The sequence below is a fragment of the Streptomyces sp. NPDC096193 genome (assembly GCF_040302905.1).
In the GTDB taxonomy this organism is placed as follows: domain Bacteria; phylum Actinomycetota; class Actinomycetes; order Streptomycetales; family Streptomycetaceae; genus Streptomyces.
Genome location: NZ_JBEOSJ010000049.1, coordinates 1 through 17923 on the forward strand (window position 1 = coordinate 1; position 17923 = coordinate 17923).

14 protein-coding genes and 1 riboswitch are annotated in these 17923 nt (G+C 68.9%); of the genes, 7 read left to right on the plus strand and 7 right to left on the minus strand.

Annotation, left to right across the window (positions count from 1 at the left end; all coding sequences use genetic code 11):
* Window positions 1-134: 134 nt before the first annotated feature.
* The 5 genes from ABTX78_RS35315 to ABTX78_RS35335 all read right to left on the minus strand — a co-directional run bounded on the left by ABTX78_RS35315 (window position 135) and on the right by ABTX78_RS35335 (window position 7411).
* Window positions 135-1148 (minus strand): ribonucleotide-diphosphate reductase subunit beta, encoded by a 1014-nt coding sequence (locus tag ABTX78_RS35315; RefSeq protein WP_352210852.1) that lies wholly within the window; start codon window positions 1146-1148, stop codon window positions 135-137.
* A complete protein-coding gene (locus ABTX78_RS35320; protein WP_352210853.1) occupies window positions 1148-3532 on the minus strand; it encodes a ribonucleoside-diphosphate reductase subunit alpha in 2385 nt (794 codons plus the stop codon). Before ABTX78_RS35320 ends, ABTX78_RS35315 begins: the two co-directional genes overlap by 1 nt.
* 142 nt (window positions 3533-3674) lie before the next feature.
* A riboswitch (cobalamin riboswitch) is annotated at window positions 3675-3805 on the minus strand.
* A gap of 204 nt (window positions 3806-4009) precedes the next feature.
* Window positions 4010-4216 (minus strand): YbdD/YjiX family protein, encoded by a 207-nt coding sequence (locus ABTX78_RS35325; RefSeq protein WP_352210854.1) that lies wholly within the window; start codon window positions 4214-4216, stop codon window positions 4010-4012.
* Window positions 4213-6405, minus strand: a complete 2193-nt coding sequence (locus tag ABTX78_RS35330) for a carbon starvation CstA family protein (RefSeq protein ID WP_352210855.1) — start codon at window positions 6403-6405, stop codon at window positions 4213-4215. The genes ABTX78_RS35325 and ABTX78_RS35330 overlap by 4 nt, the downstream gene beginning before the upstream one ends.
* Before the next feature lie 241 nt (window positions 6406-6646).
* Window positions 6647-7411: a GntR family transcriptional regulator gene (locus ABTX78_RS35335; protein WP_313948875.1), complete on the minus strand. Its 765-nt coding sequence runs from the start codon at window positions 7409-7411 to the stop codon at window positions 6647-6649.
* Between the two features lie 305 nt (window positions 7412-7716).
* Between ABTX78_RS35335 and ABTX78_RS35340 the strand changes: the two genes are divergently transcribed.
* The 6 genes from ABTX78_RS35340 to ABTX78_RS35365 all read left to right on the plus strand — a co-directional run bounded on the left by ABTX78_RS35340 (window position 7717) and on the right by ABTX78_RS35365 (window position 15593).
* Window positions 7717-9015, plus strand: a complete 1299-nt coding sequence (locus ABTX78_RS35340) for a sugar ABC transporter substrate-binding protein (RefSeq protein ID WP_352210856.1) — start codon at window positions 7717-7719, stop codon at window positions 9013-9015.
* An 87-nt stretch (window positions 9016-9102) separates the two neighbouring features.
* Window positions 9103-10095, plus strand: coding sequence for a carbohydrate ABC transporter permease (locus tag ABTX78_RS35345; RefSeq protein ID WP_352210857.1), 993 nt, complete (start codon window positions 9103-9105; stop codon window positions 10093-10095).
* The gene (locus tag ABTX78_RS35350) at window positions 10092-10955 is read left to right on the plus strand and encodes a carbohydrate ABC transporter permease (protein ID WP_352210858.1); all 864 of its coding nucleotides are present in this window, start codon (window positions 10092-10094) and stop codon (window positions 10953-10955) included. Before ABTX78_RS35345 ends, ABTX78_RS35350 begins: the two co-directional genes overlap by 4 nt.
* A gap of 8 nt (window positions 10956-10963) precedes the next feature.
* Window positions 10964-12520 (plus strand): glycoside hydrolase family 3 protein, encoded by a 1557-nt coding sequence (locus ABTX78_RS35355; protein ID WP_352210859.1) that lies wholly within the window; start codon window positions 10964-10966, stop codon window positions 12518-12520.
* Window positions 12521-12602: 82 nt separating this feature from the next.
* On the plus strand, window positions 12603-13673 hold the full coding sequence (locus ABTX78_RS35360) for an SIS domain-containing protein (protein WP_352210860.1): 1071 nt from the start codon (window positions 12603-12605) through the stop codon (window positions 13671-13673).
* 447 nt (window positions 13674-14120) lie between these two features.
* Window positions 14121-15593: a sensor histidine kinase gene (locus tag ABTX78_RS35365; RefSeq protein ID WP_352210863.1), complete on the plus strand. Its 1473-nt coding sequence runs from the start codon at window positions 14121-14123 to the stop codon at window positions 15591-15593.
* Window positions 15594-15788: 195 nt separating this feature from the next.
* Here the strand turns inward: ABTX78_RS35365 and ABTX78_RS35370 are convergent, their stop codons facing one another.
* Together ABTX78_RS35370 and ABTX78_RS35375 are read right to left on the minus strand one after the other, a co-directional pair.
* Window positions 15789-16046 carry a WhiB family transcriptional regulator gene (locus ABTX78_RS35370; protein ID WP_003953983.1) on the minus strand — a complete coding sequence of 86 codons (258 nt, stop codon included), beginning with the start codon at window positions 16044-16046 and terminating at the stop codon, window positions 15789-15791.
* A 319-nt stretch (window positions 16047-16365) separates the two neighbouring features.
* A complete protein-coding gene (locus ABTX78_RS35375) occupies window positions 16366-17334 on the minus strand; it encodes a diacylglycerol/lipid kinase family protein (protein ID WP_352210861.1) in 969 nt (322 codons plus the stop codon).
* 70 nt (window positions 17335-17404) lie between these two features.
* On the opposite strand from ABTX78_RS35375, the gene ABTX78_RS35380 reads away from it, so the two are divergent.
* Complete coding sequence (locus ABTX78_RS35380; protein ID WP_352210862.1) at window positions 17405-17824, plus strand: hypothetical protein; 420 nt, start codon at window positions 17405-17407, stop codon at window positions 17822-17824.
* Window positions 17825-17923 lie beyond the last annotated feature (99 nt).

The following is a 17923-nucleotide window of genomic DNA, read 5'->3' on the forward strand; positions in this document are numbered from 1 at the left end:
GCCCTGCTGGACCGGCTCGCCGGAGTCCTGCGCCCCGGTGGCCTGCTGATCGCCGAGACCGCGCACCCCGGCTTCACCAGGGGGCGGGGCGCGACTGGGGCAGGGCCGCCTAGAGCCGGTCGGCAGCCCGGATGCTAGAAATCGTCGTCGAAGCCGACCGAGCCCTCGACCGCCACCTGGTAGGCGGACGGACGGCGCTCGAAGAAGTTCGTCAGCTCCTGGACGCCCTGCAACTCCATGAAGGAGAACGGGTTCTCCGACCCGTACACCGGCGCGAAGCCGAGCCGGGTGAGCCGCTGGTCGGCGACGCACTGCAGATACTCGCGCATGGACTCGGTGTTCATGCCCGGCAGACCGTCGCCGCACAGGTCACGGCCGAACTGCAGCTCCGCCTCGACCGCCTCCTTGAGCATGTCGGTGACCTGCTGACGAAGGGCGTCGTCGAAGAGCTCCGGCTCCTCCTTGCGGACCGTGTCCACCACCTCGAAGGCGAAGTTCATGTGCATGGTCTCGTCGCGGAACACCCAGTTGGTGCCGGTGGCGAGGCCGTGCAGCAGGCCGCGGGAGCGGAACCAGTAGACGTACGCGAACGCGCCGTAGAAGAACAGCCCCTCGATGCACGCCGCGAAGCAGATCAGGTTCAGCAGGAAGCGCCTGCGGTCGGCCTGCGTCTCCAGCCGCTCGATCTTCTCCACCGAGTCCATCCACCGGAAGCAGAACTGCGCCTTCTCGCGGATGGAGGGGATCTCCTCGACCGCGTCGAACGCGGCCGCGCGGTCCTGCGGGTCGGGGAGGTAGGTGTCCAGCAGCGTCAGATAGAACTGGACGTGCACCGCCTCCTCGAAGAGCTGACGGCTCAGATACAGCCGCGCCTCGGGGGAGTTGATGTGCTTGTAGAGCGTGAGCACCAGGTTGTTGGAGACGATCGAGTCGCCCGTCGCGAAGAACGCGACCAGCCGGCCGATCATGTGCTGCTCACCGGGGGACAGCTTGGCGAGGTCGGACACGTCCGAGTGGAGGTCGACCTCCTCCACGGTCCAGGTGTTCTTGATCGCGTCGCGGTAGCGCTCGTAGAAGTCCGGGTAGCGCATCGGACGCAGGGTCAGCTCGAATCCCGGGTCGAGCAGGTTCTTCTCGGGAGCACTCATTACTGGCAGGCCTCGCAGGACTCGGGGTTCTCCAGGGAGCAGGCGACCGCGTCGGTCTCCGGCGTCGCCTGTACGGGGATGGGGGCCGCGGTCGCGGCTCCGGAGCCGGCCGCACGGGCGATCCGGGTCGCGGGTCGCGAGCGCAGGTAGTACGTCGTCTTCAGGCCCTGCTTCCAGGCGTACGCGTACATCGAGCTGAGCTTCCCGATGGTCGGCGTCTCCAGGAACAGGTTCAGCGACTGCGACTGGTCGAGGAACGGGGTACGGGCCGCGGCCATGTCGATCAGACCGCGCTGCGGGATCTCCCACGCCGTGCGGTACAGCTCGCGCACATCGGCCGGGATCCAGCTGAAGCCCTGCACCGAACCGCTGGACTCGCGCAGCGCCTCACGGGACTGCGCGTCCCACACGCCGAGCCGCTTCAGCTCCTCCACCAGGTAGGCGTTGACCTGGAGGAACTCACCGCTGAGCGTCTCGCGCTTGAAGAGGTTGGAGACCTGCGGCTCGATGCACTCGTAGACACCCGCGATGGAGGCGATCGTCGCCGTCGGGGCGATGGCGAGGAGCAGGGAGTTGCGCATCCCGGTCGCGGCGATACGTTCCCGCAGAGCGGCCCAGCGCTCGGGCCAGTTCAGCTCGGCGCCGTAATGGTCGGGGTGCAGCACACCGCGCGCGGTACGGGTCTTCTCCCAGGCCGGCAGCGGGCCGTTGCGCTCGGCGAGGTCGGCGGACGCCTCGTAAGCGGCGAGCATGATGCGCTCCGCGATGCGGGTCGACAGGGCGCGGGCGGCGGGGGAGTCGAACGGCAGCCGCAGCTTGAAGAAGACGTCCTGCAGACCCATCGCGCCGAGGCCCACCGGACGCCACTTGGCGTTGGAGCGGCCCGCCTGCTCGGTCGGGTAGAAGTTGATGTCGACGACGCGGTCGAGGAAGGTGACGGCGGTCCGGACGGCCTCGTCCAGGCGCTCCCAGTCGATCCCCTCGCCGGCGCCGTCCGCCGTCACGAACGCGCCGAGGTTCACCGAGCCGAGGTTGCAGACGGCCGTCTCACCGTCGTCCGTCACCTCCAGGATCTCGGTGCACAGGTTCGACGAGTGCACGGTGTGGCCGGGCTCGGCGGTCTGGTTGGCCGTGCGGTTGGAGGAGTCCTTGAAGGTCATCCAGCCGTTGCCGGTCTGCGCGAGCGTGCGCATCATCCGGCCGTACAGCTCACGCGCCGGCATGGTCTTGCGGGCCAGACCCTTCGCCTCGGCGTCGCGGTACGCCGCGTCGAACGCGTCGCCCCACAGGTCGACGAGCTCGGGCACGTCGGCCGGCGAGAAGAGCGACCAGGAGGCGTCGGCGTCGACACGGCGCATGAACTCGTCGGGAATCCAGTGCGCGAGGTTCAGATTGTGCGTACGCCGGGCGTCCTCGCCGGTGTTGTCGCGCAGCTCCAGGAACTCCTCGATGTCCGCGTGCCAGGTCTCCAGGTAGACGGCGGCCGCGCCCTTGCGGCGTCCGCCCTGGTTCACCGCCGCGACCGAGGCGTCGAGGGTCTTCAGGAACGGCACGATGCCGTTGGAGTGGCCGTTGGTGCCCCGGATCAGGGAACCGCGGGCGCGGATGCGGGAGTACGACAGTCCGATGCCGCCGGCGTGCTTGGAGAGCCGGGCGACCTGGTGGTACCGGTCGTAGATCGAGTCCAGCTCGTCCGCCGGCGAGTCCAGCAGATAGCAGGAGGACATCTGCGGGTGGCGGGTGCCGGAGTTGAACAGCGTGGGGGAGGAGGGGAGGTAGTCGAGGCGGCTCATCAGGCCGTAGAGGTCCGCCACCTCGTCCAGCGCGCGGACGCTGTCGTCCTCGGCGAGGCCGCAGGCGACCCGCAGCATGAAGTGCTGGGGCGTCTCGATCACCTGACGGGTGATCGGGTGCCGGAGCAGATAGCGGCTGTAGAGGGTGCGCAGACCGAAGTAGCCGAAACGGTCGTCCGCCTCGGTGTCGATCAGGGCGTCCAGGCGGTCCGTGTGCAGCGTGACGAACGCGGCGGTCCGGTCGGCGATCAGCCCCTGGGTGTGCCCGACAGCGACGGAGGCGGAGAAGGACACCGCGCCCTGGCCCGACGCCTCTTCGGCGATCGTCCGCGTCAACAGACGGGCGGCGAGCCGGGAGTAGGCGGGGTCCTCGGAGATCAGACCCGCGGCGGCGTCGGTGGCGAGGCCACGGAGCTCGGCCGTGTCCGAACCGGCGTGCCGGCCCCGCAGCGCGGCGGCGGCGACGCGGCCGGGGTCGGTGTCGGGCAGATCGGCGGTGAGGTCGGTCAGGATCCGCAGCAGTGCGGTCCCGGGGCCGTCCTCCAGCTGCTCGGAGATGCCTGCTGCCGGATCGGCTGGCGCGATGGTCACGTGGTGCTCTCCCTCGCTCGGCTCTGGGCCGTCGGGGGGAGGCGGGGCCGCCGGGCAGTACACGCCCAGGGCAGGGCAGCACTCCGTACGGCGTCCACCGGCCCAACCGCGAGGCCCGGACGTCTCGGCACCCGGATCGGTCGAACCGGGCGCACCGTCGGCAGGTCTTCGGACTCTCGGGTACGACAAAGCGCACCACATCACACCGTTGCGGGACAGTTCCGGATTCGCACCGGATTCCCCTGCGGCGACAGCGAGGTCGAGCATACATGTGGGGGCCGCCAGTTGCCGCACCCCCCACATGTTGTGTCGGGCGCCGCGCGGGAGTTGCGGCATAGCGCCGGTGATCCCGGCCCGGTGCGGCCCTTGGGGCGCCCCGGCGCGGGCCCGGTCGGGGCCCGTGGTCGCACGGTTTCACGGCGAAGGGCCGCCGCGTTCCGGGGGGAACGCGGCGGCCCTTCGGGGTCCTTCAGTCGTTCAGCAGCAGCGGAAGCCCTCGCGCGGATCGGCTTCGCGTGCGTCCGTACGGCTGCGCTCGAAAGCGCGGCGGCTCATCACGTCGGCGTCCGGGTCGCAGCCGCGGGTGTGGGCGACGTACCGGTCGTAGGCCGATTCGCCGGTGAACTCCCGGACGTACCACCGGATCCGGCCGAAGACGTGGCGGGCCCTCGACGTGGTGCTCATGCCGAACCGCTCCCTGCGGGAACGTTCTCCTCCGCGGCTGCCATCTCGGCCTTCTCCTCCTTGGTGGGGATCAGTCCGGCCGGTGCGACGATCTTCGACTCGGTGTACGGAACCTCGGACAACTTCACGCTCTCCGGCCGGCGGATGGCGTTGTAGCAGACCCGTCCCGCGTCCGCGATGACGACGATGATGAGGATCGCGAACAGGGCCGAGAGCACCCCGTCCACCGTGGAGTTGGTCACCACGGTCTGCATGTCGTCCATGGTCTTGGCGGGAGGCAGCACCTTGCCGTCGTCGATGGCCGACTGGTAGACGTCCCGCTGGGTGAAGAAGCCCACCCGCGGGTCGCCGGAGAAGACCTTCTGCCAGCTCGCGGTGAGTGTGACAGCGGCGTCCCAGGCGAGCGGTACGGCGGTCACCCAGGCCCACTTGAGCCGTCCGGACTTCACCAGCAACGTGGTGCAGACGGCGAGTGCCACGGCGGCCAGCAGCTGGTTGGCGATTCCGAACAGCGGGAAGAGCTGGTTGATGCCGCCCAGCGGGTCGTGCACGCCGACCCAGAGGAAGTAGCCCCAGGCGCCGACGACGATCGCGCTGGCGACCCAGACGCCCGGCCGCCAGCTGACCTGGCGGAACGGCTTGTAGACGTTGCCGAGCATGTCCTGGAGCATAAAGCGCCCGACCCGGGTGCCGGCGTCCACCGTGGTGAGGATGAACAGCGCCTCGAACATGATGGCGAAGTGGTACCAGAAGGCCTTCATCCCGGCGCCGCCCACGACGGACGAGAAGATGTCCGACATACCGAGAGCGAACGTCGGAGCGCCGCCGGTCCGCGACAGCAGAGTGGCCTCCTCGACGTCCTTCGCCGCCTGCGCCAGTTGGTCGGGCGTGATGGAGAAGCCGAGATTGGCGACGGCCTGGGACGCGGTCTCGACCGTGGGTCCGATGACACCGGCCGGCGAGTTGACCGCGAAGTAGAGACCCGGGTCGATGATGCAGGCCGTGATCATCGCCATGATCGCGACGAACGACTCCGTCAGCATGGCGCCGTAGCCGATCATGCGGATCTGCGTCTCCTTCTGGACCATCTTCGGGGTGGTGCCCGAGGAGACCAGGGAGTGGAAGCCGGAGAGCGCGCCGCAGGCGATGGTGATGAAGACGAACGGGAACATCGATCCGGCGAAGACGGGGCCGTCGCCCCGGCTCGCGAACTCGGTGACCGCCTCCATCTTCAGCGTCGGCAGCGCGATCACCACGCCGAGGGCCAGCAGCACGATGGTGCCGACCTTCATGAACGTCGACAGGTAGTCGCGCGGCGCCAGCAGCATCCACACCGGTAGCACGGAGGCGAGGAAGCCGTAGACGATCATCCAGATGACCAGCGTGCCGGCGTCCAGGGTGAAGGTCTCGGCGAGCGAGGACTCCGCGATCCAGCCGCCCGAGACGATGGCGAGAAGCAGCAGCGCCACGCCGATGACCGAGACCTCGGTGACCCTGCCGGGCCGCAGCAGCCGCAGATACACGCCCATGAAGAGGGCGATCGGGATGGTCATGGCGATCGAGAAGACGCCCCAGGGCGAGTCCGCAAGCGCGTTGACGATCACCAGGGCCAGCACGGCGAGCAGGATGATCATGATCGCGAACACCGCGATCAGCGCCGCGGCACCGCCGAAGGGGCCGATCTCGTCACGCGCGATCTGACCGAGCGAGCGGCCGTCCCGGCGGGTGGAGAAGAAGAGCGTGACCATGTCCTGGACGGCGCCGGCGAAGATGACGCCCGCGACGATCCAGATGGTGCCGGGCAGATATCCCATCTGAGCGGCGAGTACCGGACCGACGAGCGGTCCGGCGCCGGCGACCGCGGCGAAATGGTGCCCGAAGAGCACACGCCGGTCGGTGGGATGGAAGTCGATGCCGTTGTTCAGCCGTTCGGCGGGTGTGGCCCGGCTCTTGTCGACTTTCAGCACCCGGTTGGCAATGAAGCGGGAGTAGAAGCGATACGCGATCGCATACGAACCCAGCGCCGCTGCCAGCATCCACGCGGCCGAGATTTCCTCGCCCCGGGAGAGTGCCAGCACACCCCATCCTGTGGCGCCCACCAGGGCCACCAGTACCCAGATGGCGATGGAGCGCGGAGTGAGCTTTCGGGATGACGGCGGTGCGGTATTCGGTGGTGTGGGATCTGGCATGGCGGGTCGTCCCCTCACTGTTCACCTGCATTTTAATGCGCAGGAAATCTAAAGGACCCCCTCGGCACGAGTCACCCCCGTCCGCATATCGGTACGGCAACGGCGACGAGATCGCACCGTTTTCGGTGGCATTCCGCACCGGTTCTCCTTCGTCCCTCCGCGGGCTCCGTGCGCGGACAGCACAAAGCGCCCCGGAGGCGAGCCTCCGGGGCGTGTGTCCGGCGCCGTACTGCCCGGAGGATCAGTCGGTCGGCCGCCGCAGGCGGGCCACGAACTTGTACCGGTCGCCGCGGTAGACCGAGCGCACCCACTCCACCGGCTCGCCCTGCGCGTCCAGCGAGTGGCGCGAGAGCATCAGCATCGGCAGGCCCACGTCGGTGCCCAGCAGACCGGCCTCGCGCGGGGTCGCCAGCGACGTCTCGATCGTCTCCTCGGCCTCGGCGAGATGGACGTCGTAGACCTCCGCCAACGCGGTGTAGAGCGAGGTGTACTTCACCAGGCTGCGGCGCAGCGCGGGGAAGCGCTTGGCGGAGAGGTGGGTGGTCTCGATCGCCATCGGCTCACCGCTGGCGAGCCGCAGACGCTCGATGCGCAGCACGCGGCCGCCCGTCGAGATGTCCAGCAGTCCGGCGAGCGTGTCGTCGGCCGTCACATAGCCGATGTCGAGCAGTTGGGACGTCGGCTCCAGGCCCTGGGCCTTCATGTCCTCGGTGTACGAGGTGAGCTGGAGAGCCTGCGAGACCTTGGGCTTGGCCACGAACGTGCCCTTGCCCTGGATGCGTTCGAGCCTGCCCTCGACGACCAGTTCCTGGAGCGCCTGACGCACCGTGGTGCGCGAGGTGTCGAACTCGGCCGCGAGCGTGCGCTCCGGCGGCACCGGGGTGCCGGGCGGCAGTGTCTCCGTCATGTCGAGCAAGTGGCGCTTGAGCCGGTAGTACTTGGGCACGCGCGCGGTCCGGGTCTGTGCCCCGCCTTCGGTCTCCGCTCCCACCCCGTCCGTGGTCATGGCCCGCCTTCCCGACTCCTGCGCTGCTGCCGTCACCGGCTCCTCCGTCTGTCGCGGCTCACATGGTGGCACGGTCCGGTCACGGGTCGTCGCCCTCCCTCAGGTGTCGGTCCGATAACGGACGCGACTGCCCTTCTTATACACCCTTGACACCCCTAAAGGTCTAGGCCAAGCTCCCGGTACTGGTCTAAACCATTAAAGACCAGGTCCCAGCCCCACGGGCAGACCTGAGCACTGTCTCTCTGCGTGTTGTGCGACTCCCGGGCGGTGGGGGGGAAAATCTTGCATCCCTTGAGGAGGGTGGCGTGAAGCGCAAGCTCATAGCTGCAGTGGGTGTGGCGGCAATGGCGGCTTCGGTCGCGGCGTGTGGCTCCGGCGACAGCGAGTCCGCGAAGGACCCGAAGGACCGCAAAGGCACGCTGACCGTCTGGCTGATGACGGACGCTCAGTCCACCTGGCCCGAGCTGGTCAAGGACGTCAACACCCAGTTCGCCGCGAAGTACCCGGGCGTGAAGGTCAATGTCCAGTACCAGCAGTGGGGCGACAAGACCAAGAAGCTCGACGCCGCCCTCGCCGGTGACAAGTTCCCCGACGTGGTCGAACTGGGCAACACCGAGACCATGACGTACATCCTCAACGGGGCGGTCGGCGAGATCGACCCGAAGAAGTACGAGAACTCGGACACCTGGATCAAGGGTCTGAAGGACACCTGCACCTACGAGGGCAAGCTCTACTGCGTGCCCTACTACGCCGGTGCGCGTGTCGCCATCTTCAACAAGGACATGTTCAAGGCGGGCACCGGCTCCGACGCGCTGCCCACCACCGAGGCCGAGCTCACCGCCGCCCTCGACAAGGTCCAGGCGAAGTACGGCAAGGACAAGGCCTTCTCGCCGCTCTACCTGCCGGGCCGCTACTGGTACGCCGCCATGTCCTACGTCGCCGCGTACGGCGGGGAGATCGCCAAGTACGACGACGGCTCGAAGGAGTGGAAGGCCTCGCTCTCCACCCCGGAGGCGCAGAAGGGCATCCAGCACTTCGTCGACCTGGTCAAGAAGTACAACCACGGTGACAAGACCAAGGACGAGCAGGACCACGCCAACGTCATGGCCAACGAGAAGACCGCTCTTCTCTACGGCAACGGCTGGGAGGCCGGCAGCGTCGTCGACAGCGCCGCCAACGGCAACCCCAAGCTGAAGGACAAGATCGGCACCGCCGGTATGCCAGGTCCCGACGGCAAGGCGCTCCCCTCCTTCATCGGCGGCTCGGACCTGGCCACCATCTCCAAGTCCAAGAATCAGGACCTGGGCGAGGAGTGGATCTCGCTGTTCACCAGCGAGAAGTCCGAGGCCGTGCTCGCCTCGAAGAACATCCTTCCGAACAACACCAAGCAGCTCGAGCCGCTGAAGGCGAAGCCGGAGACCGCGCCCATCGCCAACGCCGTGCCGGACGCCTGGTTCACCCCGATCGCGCCGGGCTGGTCCGCGATCGAGAAGAAGGAAATCATCGAGCTGATGCTGCTCGACATCATCAAGGGCAAGTCGGTCGCGGACGCCACCAAGGCGGCCGACGCGGAGATCGACAAGCTGATCAACGAGAAGTCCTGATCACTTGATCGCCCGGCGGGAGCGGCGGGCCGACGGCCCACCGCTCCCGCCCTCCGGTATCCGGTTCGAGCGGAAGGGCGGAGCACAGTGAGTGCCGCCGACACGAAAGCAGCCGATCCGGCGGTGCCCGTCCAGCGGCACCCCGACGACACAGGCTTCCCGCCACAAAAGGGCGGACGGCCGCCGCGCAGGGCCGGTGCGCTGCTGCCGTATCTGCTGATAGCCCCGGCGTTCGTGGCGATCGCCGCGGTCTTCGCCTGGCCCCTGGTCAAGACGGTCATCATGTCCTTCCAGGACGTCGGCCGGCGTGAGCTGTGGACCGGGGAACCGCCCCCGTGGGTCGGGTTCGACAAGTTCACCGAGATCCTCGGCGACGGCGAGTTCTGGGACGTGGTCCTGCGGACCGTCGTCTTCATGGCCGCCTGCGTCATCGCCACCATGGGCGTCGGCCTGCTGCTGGCGCAGACGATGCAGCGGATGTCCCCGTGGGTACGGATGCTGCTCACCGCCGGGCTCGTGGCCGCCTGGTCGATGCCCCTGCTGGTCGCCACCTCGATCTTCCGGTGGTTCGCCGACTCCGACTACGGAGTGGTGAACATGATCCTGTCGAAGTACTTCGGCCTCGACTTCCAGGGTCACAACTGGTTCCTCGACCCCAAGCAGGGCTTCGTCATCATCGGGGCCGTCGTCGTCTGGGGAGCGATCCCCTTCGTGGCGATCACCCTCTACGCCGCGCTCACCCAGGTGCCCCGCGAGCTGGAGGAGGCGGCCGCGCTCGACGGCGCGGGCGCCCTCGGTGTGTTCCGCTTCGTCACCTGGCCCGTCATCAAGCCGGTCTTCCAGATGGTGGCGACCCTCTCGGTGATCTGGGACTTCAACGTCTTCGGCCAGATCTTCCTGATGCGTGGCAACAAGCCGGAGCCCGAGTACGCCGTTCTGGGCATCTACTCCTTCGACAAGGCCTTCGAGTCCAACTCGTTCAGCCAGGGCGCTGCCATCTCGCTGATCACGGTTCTGCTGCTGTCCGGCGTCGCCGTGTACTACCTGCGCCAGCTGCTCAAGATCGGAGAGGTCGAATGAGCGCCACCACCTCCACCAGGGCGTCGTACCGCCCGGACCGCAAGAAGCACCGGCTCGCCTACAACATCGTGGGCCTGGTCGCCTTCGTCGCGATGGCGTTCCCGGTGTACTGGCTCGTCATCAGCGCCCTGCGGCCCAATCACGAGATCCGCAGCTACGACCAGACGCTCTGGCCCTCGTCGGTCACCTTCGACAACTTCAAGCGGGCCATCGACGCGCCCAACTTCGGCACGGCCATCCAGTCGAGCCTCATCATCTGCCTGACCGCCGTCCTCGGCGCGATGGTCATCTCCACGATCGCCGCGTTCGCCATCGCCCGTTTCAAGTTCGCCGGCCGCAAGACCTTCATGATCGTGCTGCTCGCGGTCCAACTGCTGCCGCCGACGGCGATGCTGATCCCCATCTACATCCAGCTCAACGACCTGGGTGCGCTCAACGAGTACTGGGGCGTCATCGTCATCTACCTGGTCTCCACCCTGCCCTTCGCCACCTGGATGATCCGCGGCTTCGTGATCAACATCCCGAAGGAGCTGGAGGAGTCCGCGATGGTGGACGGGTGCACCAGGATGGGCGCCTTCTGGCGGGTCGTGTTCCCACTGGTCGCGCCGGGCCTGGCAGCCGCCTCCATCTACTCGCTCATCAACGCGTGGAACGAGTACCTGCTGGCGTACGTCGTGCTCCAGGACAACGACAAGTACACCCTCAACGTGTGGCTGATGAACTTCACCACCTCGCGAGGCGTGGACTACGGCGCCCTGATGGCTGCCTCGACGCTCATCGCCATTCCGGTCGTCGCCTTCTTCATGATGGTCCAGAAGAAGATGGCGGCAGGCCTCACCTCAGGTGCAGTGAAGGGATAACGCCCGCCATGACCACACTCGTACGTGGATCCTCGGACACCCTCACCCGTGACGCACTCGCCGTCCTCCAGCCCGGTTTCCTCGGCACCACCGCCCCCGAATGGCTGCTCCGGCAGATCGGTGAAGGGCTCTCGGCCGTCGGGCTGTTCGGCCGCAACATCGCCACCTCGGAGCAACTGTCAGCGCTCACCGCGCGGTTGCGGGCCGAGCGGGACGACGTCCTCGTCGCTGTCGACGAGGAGGGCGGGGACGTCACCCGGCTCGAGGTGCGCACCGGTTCGTCCTTCCCCGGCAACTACGCGCTCGGCTCGGTGGACGACACCGGCCTCACCCGGGACGTCGCCAGGGAGCTCGGCCGCCGGCTCGCCGAGTGCGGGGTCGACCTCAACTGGGCGCCGTCCGCCGACGTCAACGCCAACCCCGACAACCCGGTGATCGGTGTGCGGTCCTTCGGCGCGGACGCGGCGCTGACCGCCCGGCACACCGTCGCGTATGTCGAGGGTCTCCAGGCCGCCGGCGTCGCCGCCTGTGTGAAGCACTTTCCCGGACACGGCGACACCAATGTGGACTCGCATCACGCGCTGCCCCGTATCGATGTGGATCTCGACACGCTGCACGCCCGTGACCTGCTGCCTTTCCGTGCGGCCATCGCGGCGGGTTCCAAAGCGGTGATGAGCGCGCATATCCTGCTACCCGCGCTCGACCCGAACCGCCCGGCGACGCTGAGCCCGCAGATCCTCACCGGTCTGCTGCGCGAAGAGCTGGGTTTCCAGGGGCTGATCGTCACCGATGGCATGGAGATGAACGCCATCGCCTCGACGTACGGCATCGAGCGCGGCTCCGTGCTGGCGATCGCCGCCGGTGCCGACGCGATCTGTGTCGGTGGCGGCCTCGCCGACGAGGGGACCGTACTGCGGCTGCGCGACGCGCTGGTCACGGCGGTACGGGACGGCGAACTGCCCGAGGAGCGGCTGGCCGACGCGGCCGCGCGTGTGCGCGCCCTCGCCGACTGGACACGACGGGCCAGGGGGGCAGGAGGGGAGCCGGGCGCGGCTCCCACCCCGGCGCGGCCGGGGGGCGGGACCGCGCCCGGCAACGACGTCGGACTGATCGCGGCGCGGCGGGCGGTGAAGGTGACCGCCGGCGAACTGCCGTACCGGCCTGTCACCGAATCGCCCTACGTCGCCGCGTTCACCCCGGTCGCCAACATCGCCGTCGGCGACGAGACGCCCTGGGGTGTCGCCTCCGAACTGGCCGTGCTGCTGCCGGGCACCACCACCGACACCTACGGCGACACGTCCGAAACAGCCACACTGGTGGCAAATGTGCTGGGCATGGCGGCGGACCGTAGGATCGTCGCTGTAGTACGCGACGTTCACCGCCACCCCTGGATGGCGGACGCGCTGGACGCACTCGTCGAGGCCAGGCCGGACACGGTCGTGGTCGAGATGGGGGTCGACCGCGCGCAGCCGAGGGGTGCCCTGCACATCGCGACCCATGGCGCCGCCCGTGTCTGCGGACGGGCCGCCGCGGAGGTCATCACCGGCGGGGCCGCCGGGGTCTGACCGACGCGGACCGTGCAGTGCCGGGGCCCATGGGCAGCGCCCCCGGGCCCCGGCGCAAGGATTGCCACAGGAGGCACCCAGCATGTCCGCCACGCATTCGGCCGGCCAGAGCGAGCGTCCGGGCCGGATCATGTCCGGCGAGATGGCAGAGCAGCCCGCGGTGCTGCGGCGCATTCTGGAGCAGGGCGCGCCGCGCATCCGCGACGTGGCGTCGGCGATCGCGGCGAAGAACCCGCGGTTCGTGCTGCTGACGGCGCGCGGCACGTCGGACAACGCCGCGCTGTACGCGAAGTACCTGCTGGAGATCCAGCTGGGACTGCCGTGCGGACTGGCCTCCATGTCGACGACGACCGCGTACGGCGCGCGGCCGAACCTGACCGATGTCCTGGTGGTGACGGTCAGCCAGTCCGGCGGTTCGCCGGACCTGGTCGCGTCCACGAAGGCCGCCCGTGAGGCCGGCGCGATCACGCTCGCCGTCACCAACAACCCCGACTCCCCGCTGGCGGCCGTGTCGGAGTTCCACCTCGACATCCTCGCCGGCCCCGAGAAGGCGCTCCCGGCGACGAAGACGTACACGGCCTCGCTGCTGGCGCTCTACCTGTTCGTCGAGGGGCTGCGGGGCGGCGACGGGGCGGCCGCGAAGGCGCTGCCGGACCTCGCGGCCCAGGTGCTGACCCGCGAGGAGGAGGTACGGCAGCTGGCGTCCCGCTACCGGTTCGCCGAGCGCATGGTCATCACCTCGCGCGGCTACGGCTACCCGACCGCGAAGGAGGCCGCGCTGAAGCTCATGGAGACGAGCTACATCCCCGCGCTCTCCTATTCGGGTGCCGACCTGCTGCACGGCCCGCTGGCGATGGTGGACAACATCTCGCCGGTGATCGCGGTGGTCACGGACGGCCGGGGTGGCGAAGCGCTCCAGCCGGTCCTCGACCGGCTCCGCGGCCGTGGCGCGGACCTGATGGTGATCGGCCCGGCCCCGCAGGTCTCGGCGGCCTCCGCGGGCTTCACGCTCCCCACGGAGGGCGTCCCGGAGGAGCTCCAGCCGATCCTGGAGATCCTGCCGCTCCAGCGGCTGGCGTACGAGGTGACGATCGCGCGGGGCCAGGATCCGGACGCACCGAGGGCGCTGGCGAAGGTGACGGAGACGCGCTGAGGGGTCGGTGACCCGCGGTCCCGAGGGGTCCGACGCAGGGCCGGTGGCGATGCCGCCGGGCCCTGGAGGGTTGCCACGACCGCGCATCCGCCGCGAAACAGCCCCGGAAACACCCGCGGGCCGCGGCGCCTGACGGGACCCTCAGCCCGTCCGGCACCGCAGCCCGGAGCTTCTCGGCCGGTGGGTGTGCGGTCCCACGCGACCGTGTGAGAGGTCCCGGCGCAGTCAGGGCAGAGAGCGCCGTGCCCTCGTTCCACCCTCCTGTGCGGGGAGAGTGGAAGCTTTATCGGTTCATTGTGGACTAGACCATTCTAGGATGTCCATCCATCTGCAGAGCATAGTTCTTGGCCCATCCTCCACCATGGCCGGCCGTTTTCCGGCCCTGGCCCCGAGGTCTGTTCGAAACCCGCACTCCGTACCGCGGGTACGCTCGCACCTGTGCCCTCCATGAACGACCTCGTACGCCAGCACACAGCCCTGAGTGAGTCCGACCTCGAGTGGCTGCATCTGCTGGTCTCGGAGTGGCAGCTGCTCTCCGACCTCTCCTTCGCCGACCTCGTCCTGTGGGTGCCCACACGTGACGGGACGCGCTATGTGTCCGTGGCCCAGATGCGGCCGAACACCGGCCCCACCTCCTACCAGGACGACATGGTCGGCCATCTCGTCCCCCGCGGCCGGCGCCCGCTGCTGGACGCCGCGCTCGACGAGGGCAGGATCGTGCGCGAGGGCGACCCCGAGTGGCGCGAGGAGGTGCCGGTACGGGTCGAGTCCATCCCCGTCCGGCGCGAGGGCCGGGTGCTCGGCGTCATCGCGCGCAACACGAATCTGCTCACCGTGCGGACCCCGAGCCGGCTGGAGCTCACCTACCTCCAGTCCGCGTCCGACCTCGCCCAGATGATCGCCGCAGGATCGTTCCCCTTCCCCGGCCAGCAGGTCGACATGGACGCCTCCCCGCGGGTCGGCGACGGCCTCATCCGGCTCGACGCGGACGGCGTCGTCCAGTACGCCAGCCCCAACGGCCTCTCCGCGTACCACCGTCTCGGCCTCGCCTCCGACCTCGTCGGGCACCACCTCGGCCAGACGACCGCCGAACTCGCCCCCTCCCGGGGCCCCGTCGACGAGGCCCTGGTCAAACTGGCCAGCGGTTACGCCCCCCGGGAGACCGAGGTCGAGGGGAACGGCGGGGTCATCCAGCTGCGCGCCATTCCGCTCAAGCCGAAGGGCACCCGCATCGGATCGCTCGTCCTGCTGCGCGACGTCACGGAACTGCGTCGCCGCGAGCGCGAGTTGATCACGAAGGACGCCACCATCCGGGAGATCCACCACCGGGTGAAGAACAACCTCCAGACGGTCGCGGCCCTGTTGCGGCTCCAGGCGCGCCGGATGGACTCCGTCCGCGGCAGGGAGGCCCTGAACGAGGCGGTGCGGCGCGTCGGTTCCATCGCCATCGTGCACGAGACGCTCTCGCAGAACCTGGACGAGCGCGTGGAGTTCGACGAGATCGCCGACCGCGTCATAGCGATGGTCGCCGAGATCTCCCCGGGCAAGGTCGAGTGCCGCCGTACCGGCCGCTTCGGCATCCTGGACGCCGAGGTGGCCACCCCGCTGGCCATGGTGCTCACGGAGATCCTGCAGAACGCCCTGGAGCACGCCTATCCGGCGGGCGGGCACGGCTCGGTGGAGGTGTCGGCCGTACGCGGCGACCAGCGGGTGGACGGCCGGCTGCTCATCACGGTTCAGGACGACGGCTGCGGGTTGCCCGAGGGGTTCGACGCGCAGCGGACCGGCAATCTCGGTCTCCAGATCGTCCGGACGCTGGTGGAGGGCGAGTTGGGCGGCACCTTCGACATGGTGCCGGTGCCCGAACCGGGCCGGGGGACGCGGGTCGTGCTCGACATACCGGTGCAGGCACCCAAGTAGCCACCGTGGAACGGCAGTCGGGTGGGGCTGCGGCGATGCTGCCGGGCATCCCGTCACAGCAGCGAGCCCCGGACCGTAATCGATACGGTCCGGGGCTCGAATGCTGTCGGGTCTACTGCTGCGCGCTGCGGCTCGGGGGCGGGGTATGCGTACGCTCTGTACGTACCGCCGGGCTCAGGCTCGTAGCGGTGGCGATCAGGCGCTGGCGTTACGCGCCCGGTTGCGAGCGGCGCGGCGCTTCATCGCGCGGCGCTCGTCCTCGCTGAGGCCACCCCAGACGCCGGAGTCCTGGCCGGACTCGAGCGCCCACTGCAGGCACTGCTCCATGACGGGGCAGCGACGGCAGACGGCCTTGGCTTCCTCGATCTGCAGCAGCGCAGGACCGGTGTTGCCGATGGGGAAGAAGAGCTCGGGGTCTTCCTCGCGGCAAACGGCGTTGTGACGCCAGTCCATGGCTGCTACCTCTCCTTGGTATTACATGCACGTTGCTTGTGAATGTGAACGCTTTCACGAATCCCCCCGCAACGGAAGGGCCGACTGCCGGACGAACCGGCGTGGTCCTGAGGTTTTGGGAGGGGTTCTGGCGGTCTGCGGGGGCCGATCCTGCGGGCCGTCCCGATCGCCATGTAGAGATTCGCAAACCTCGGCGGCGGATACAACCCCTTCCGGAAAGTTTTTTTTGATTCCTCGGTGTCGACTAGGTCACAGCCGTACTTCTATGGGGTGGAGCCCAGCCCATACGTTCGAGATAAAGGTGGTTCGGGCCTTCCACTCACACAATCACACGCAGTGCACGGCGTACGCCTGTGAACGTCACGCTGGTGCGCAGTCCCAGGTGGTCGCCGTCCATCTGGAAGGGCAGTGGAACCTTGGATTTCAAGGTGAAGTCCGTCAGGTCGTGCAGTGTGACCGCGTGCTTACCGTGCGGCCCGCGCTCGGGGCTCGACATCAGCAACTGGGTCGCGTAACGCGCCACGGCAGGGGTGGACATCTTGGACAGCGCGAGCACGTCGAGAGCCGTGTCGAAGGAGGCCTCCGGAGACGCGTACACCGGACGATTGCCCAGGTAGGTCCAGGGGGCGGTGTTGCAGATTATGGAGAGCACGAGGTCGCTGACGGGGTCCGCGCCGGGGCGCTCCAGGGTGATCAGCCCGTGCCGGCGATGGGGGTCGTCGAGGAACTGGCGTACCACCTGGCGTACATAGAGGGCGTGCGTCGACCGCTTGCCGCGCTCCCTCTGCTGTTCGACCCGGCCGACCACACCGGCGTCGAAACCGAGCCCGGCGCAGAAGGTGAACCACCGCGCGGGTGTCGCCTCGTCCTCGGTCCCCGGCGTGCCGGAGGCGAGCCCCAGTCCTACGGTGCGCTCGCTCTGGTCACTCAGCGCATCCAGAATCGCGCCGGTGGCCTCCACGGCGTCGTTCGGCAGGCCGAGCGCGCGGGCGAAGACATTGGTGGATCCGCCCGGGACGACGGCGAGACGGGGGAGCCGGTCCGGGTCGGGGCCGCGGTGCAGCAGACCGTTGACGACCTCGTTCACCGTGCCGTCGCCGCCGAGGGAGACGACCAGGTCGATGTCGTCCGAATCGGCCGCCCGGCGCCCGAGGTCGCGTGCGTGGCCGCGGTACTCGGTCGTGACCGCCTCTATCTTCATCTCGCTGGCGAGCGCGTGGATCAGTACGTCACGAGTGCGGGCACTGGTGGTGGTTGCTGCCGGATTGACCACGAGGAGTGCGCGCATGCGATGCAGAGTACCTACCGTGCGGTACCTGGCCCAGTCCGGGACCTGGGGGGCGGGCTACCCTGCTGGGGTGAGCACCGACCAGACCCCCCGCCCCGTCCGCCTGACCGCCGCTGCCGCGGTGTCCGGCCTCGAAGGGCTGGCACTCGTCGCGGGCGGCGTCTACCTGCTCGTCATGGGCCTCCTCGGCCGGCCGGACAGCCCCACGCAGGCGGAGATGGGCGGAGTGACACTCATCGCACTCGGTGCGATCCCACTGATCGCCGCCCGCGGACTGCTGCGGCTGCGCAGCTGGAGCCGGGGCCCCGCGCTGATCACCCACCTCATGGCGCTGATCCCGGCCTGGACGCTGCTGCGCTCGTCCGGGGCCCTGATCCCGCTCGGCATCGTGACCGCGATCGTCGCCGTGGCCGGTCTGGTGCTGCTGGTGAACCCCGCGACCACGGAAGCTCTCGGCATCCGCGGCCCGGGCACTCACGACGCCTCGTAGGCGGCGCGCGTCCCGGTATGCGGGAGGGCCCGGCACACGCTGTGGCGTGCGGCGGGATCGGCGGTACGGCCGGATCGGTCCGGAAGTCGATCACGAAGG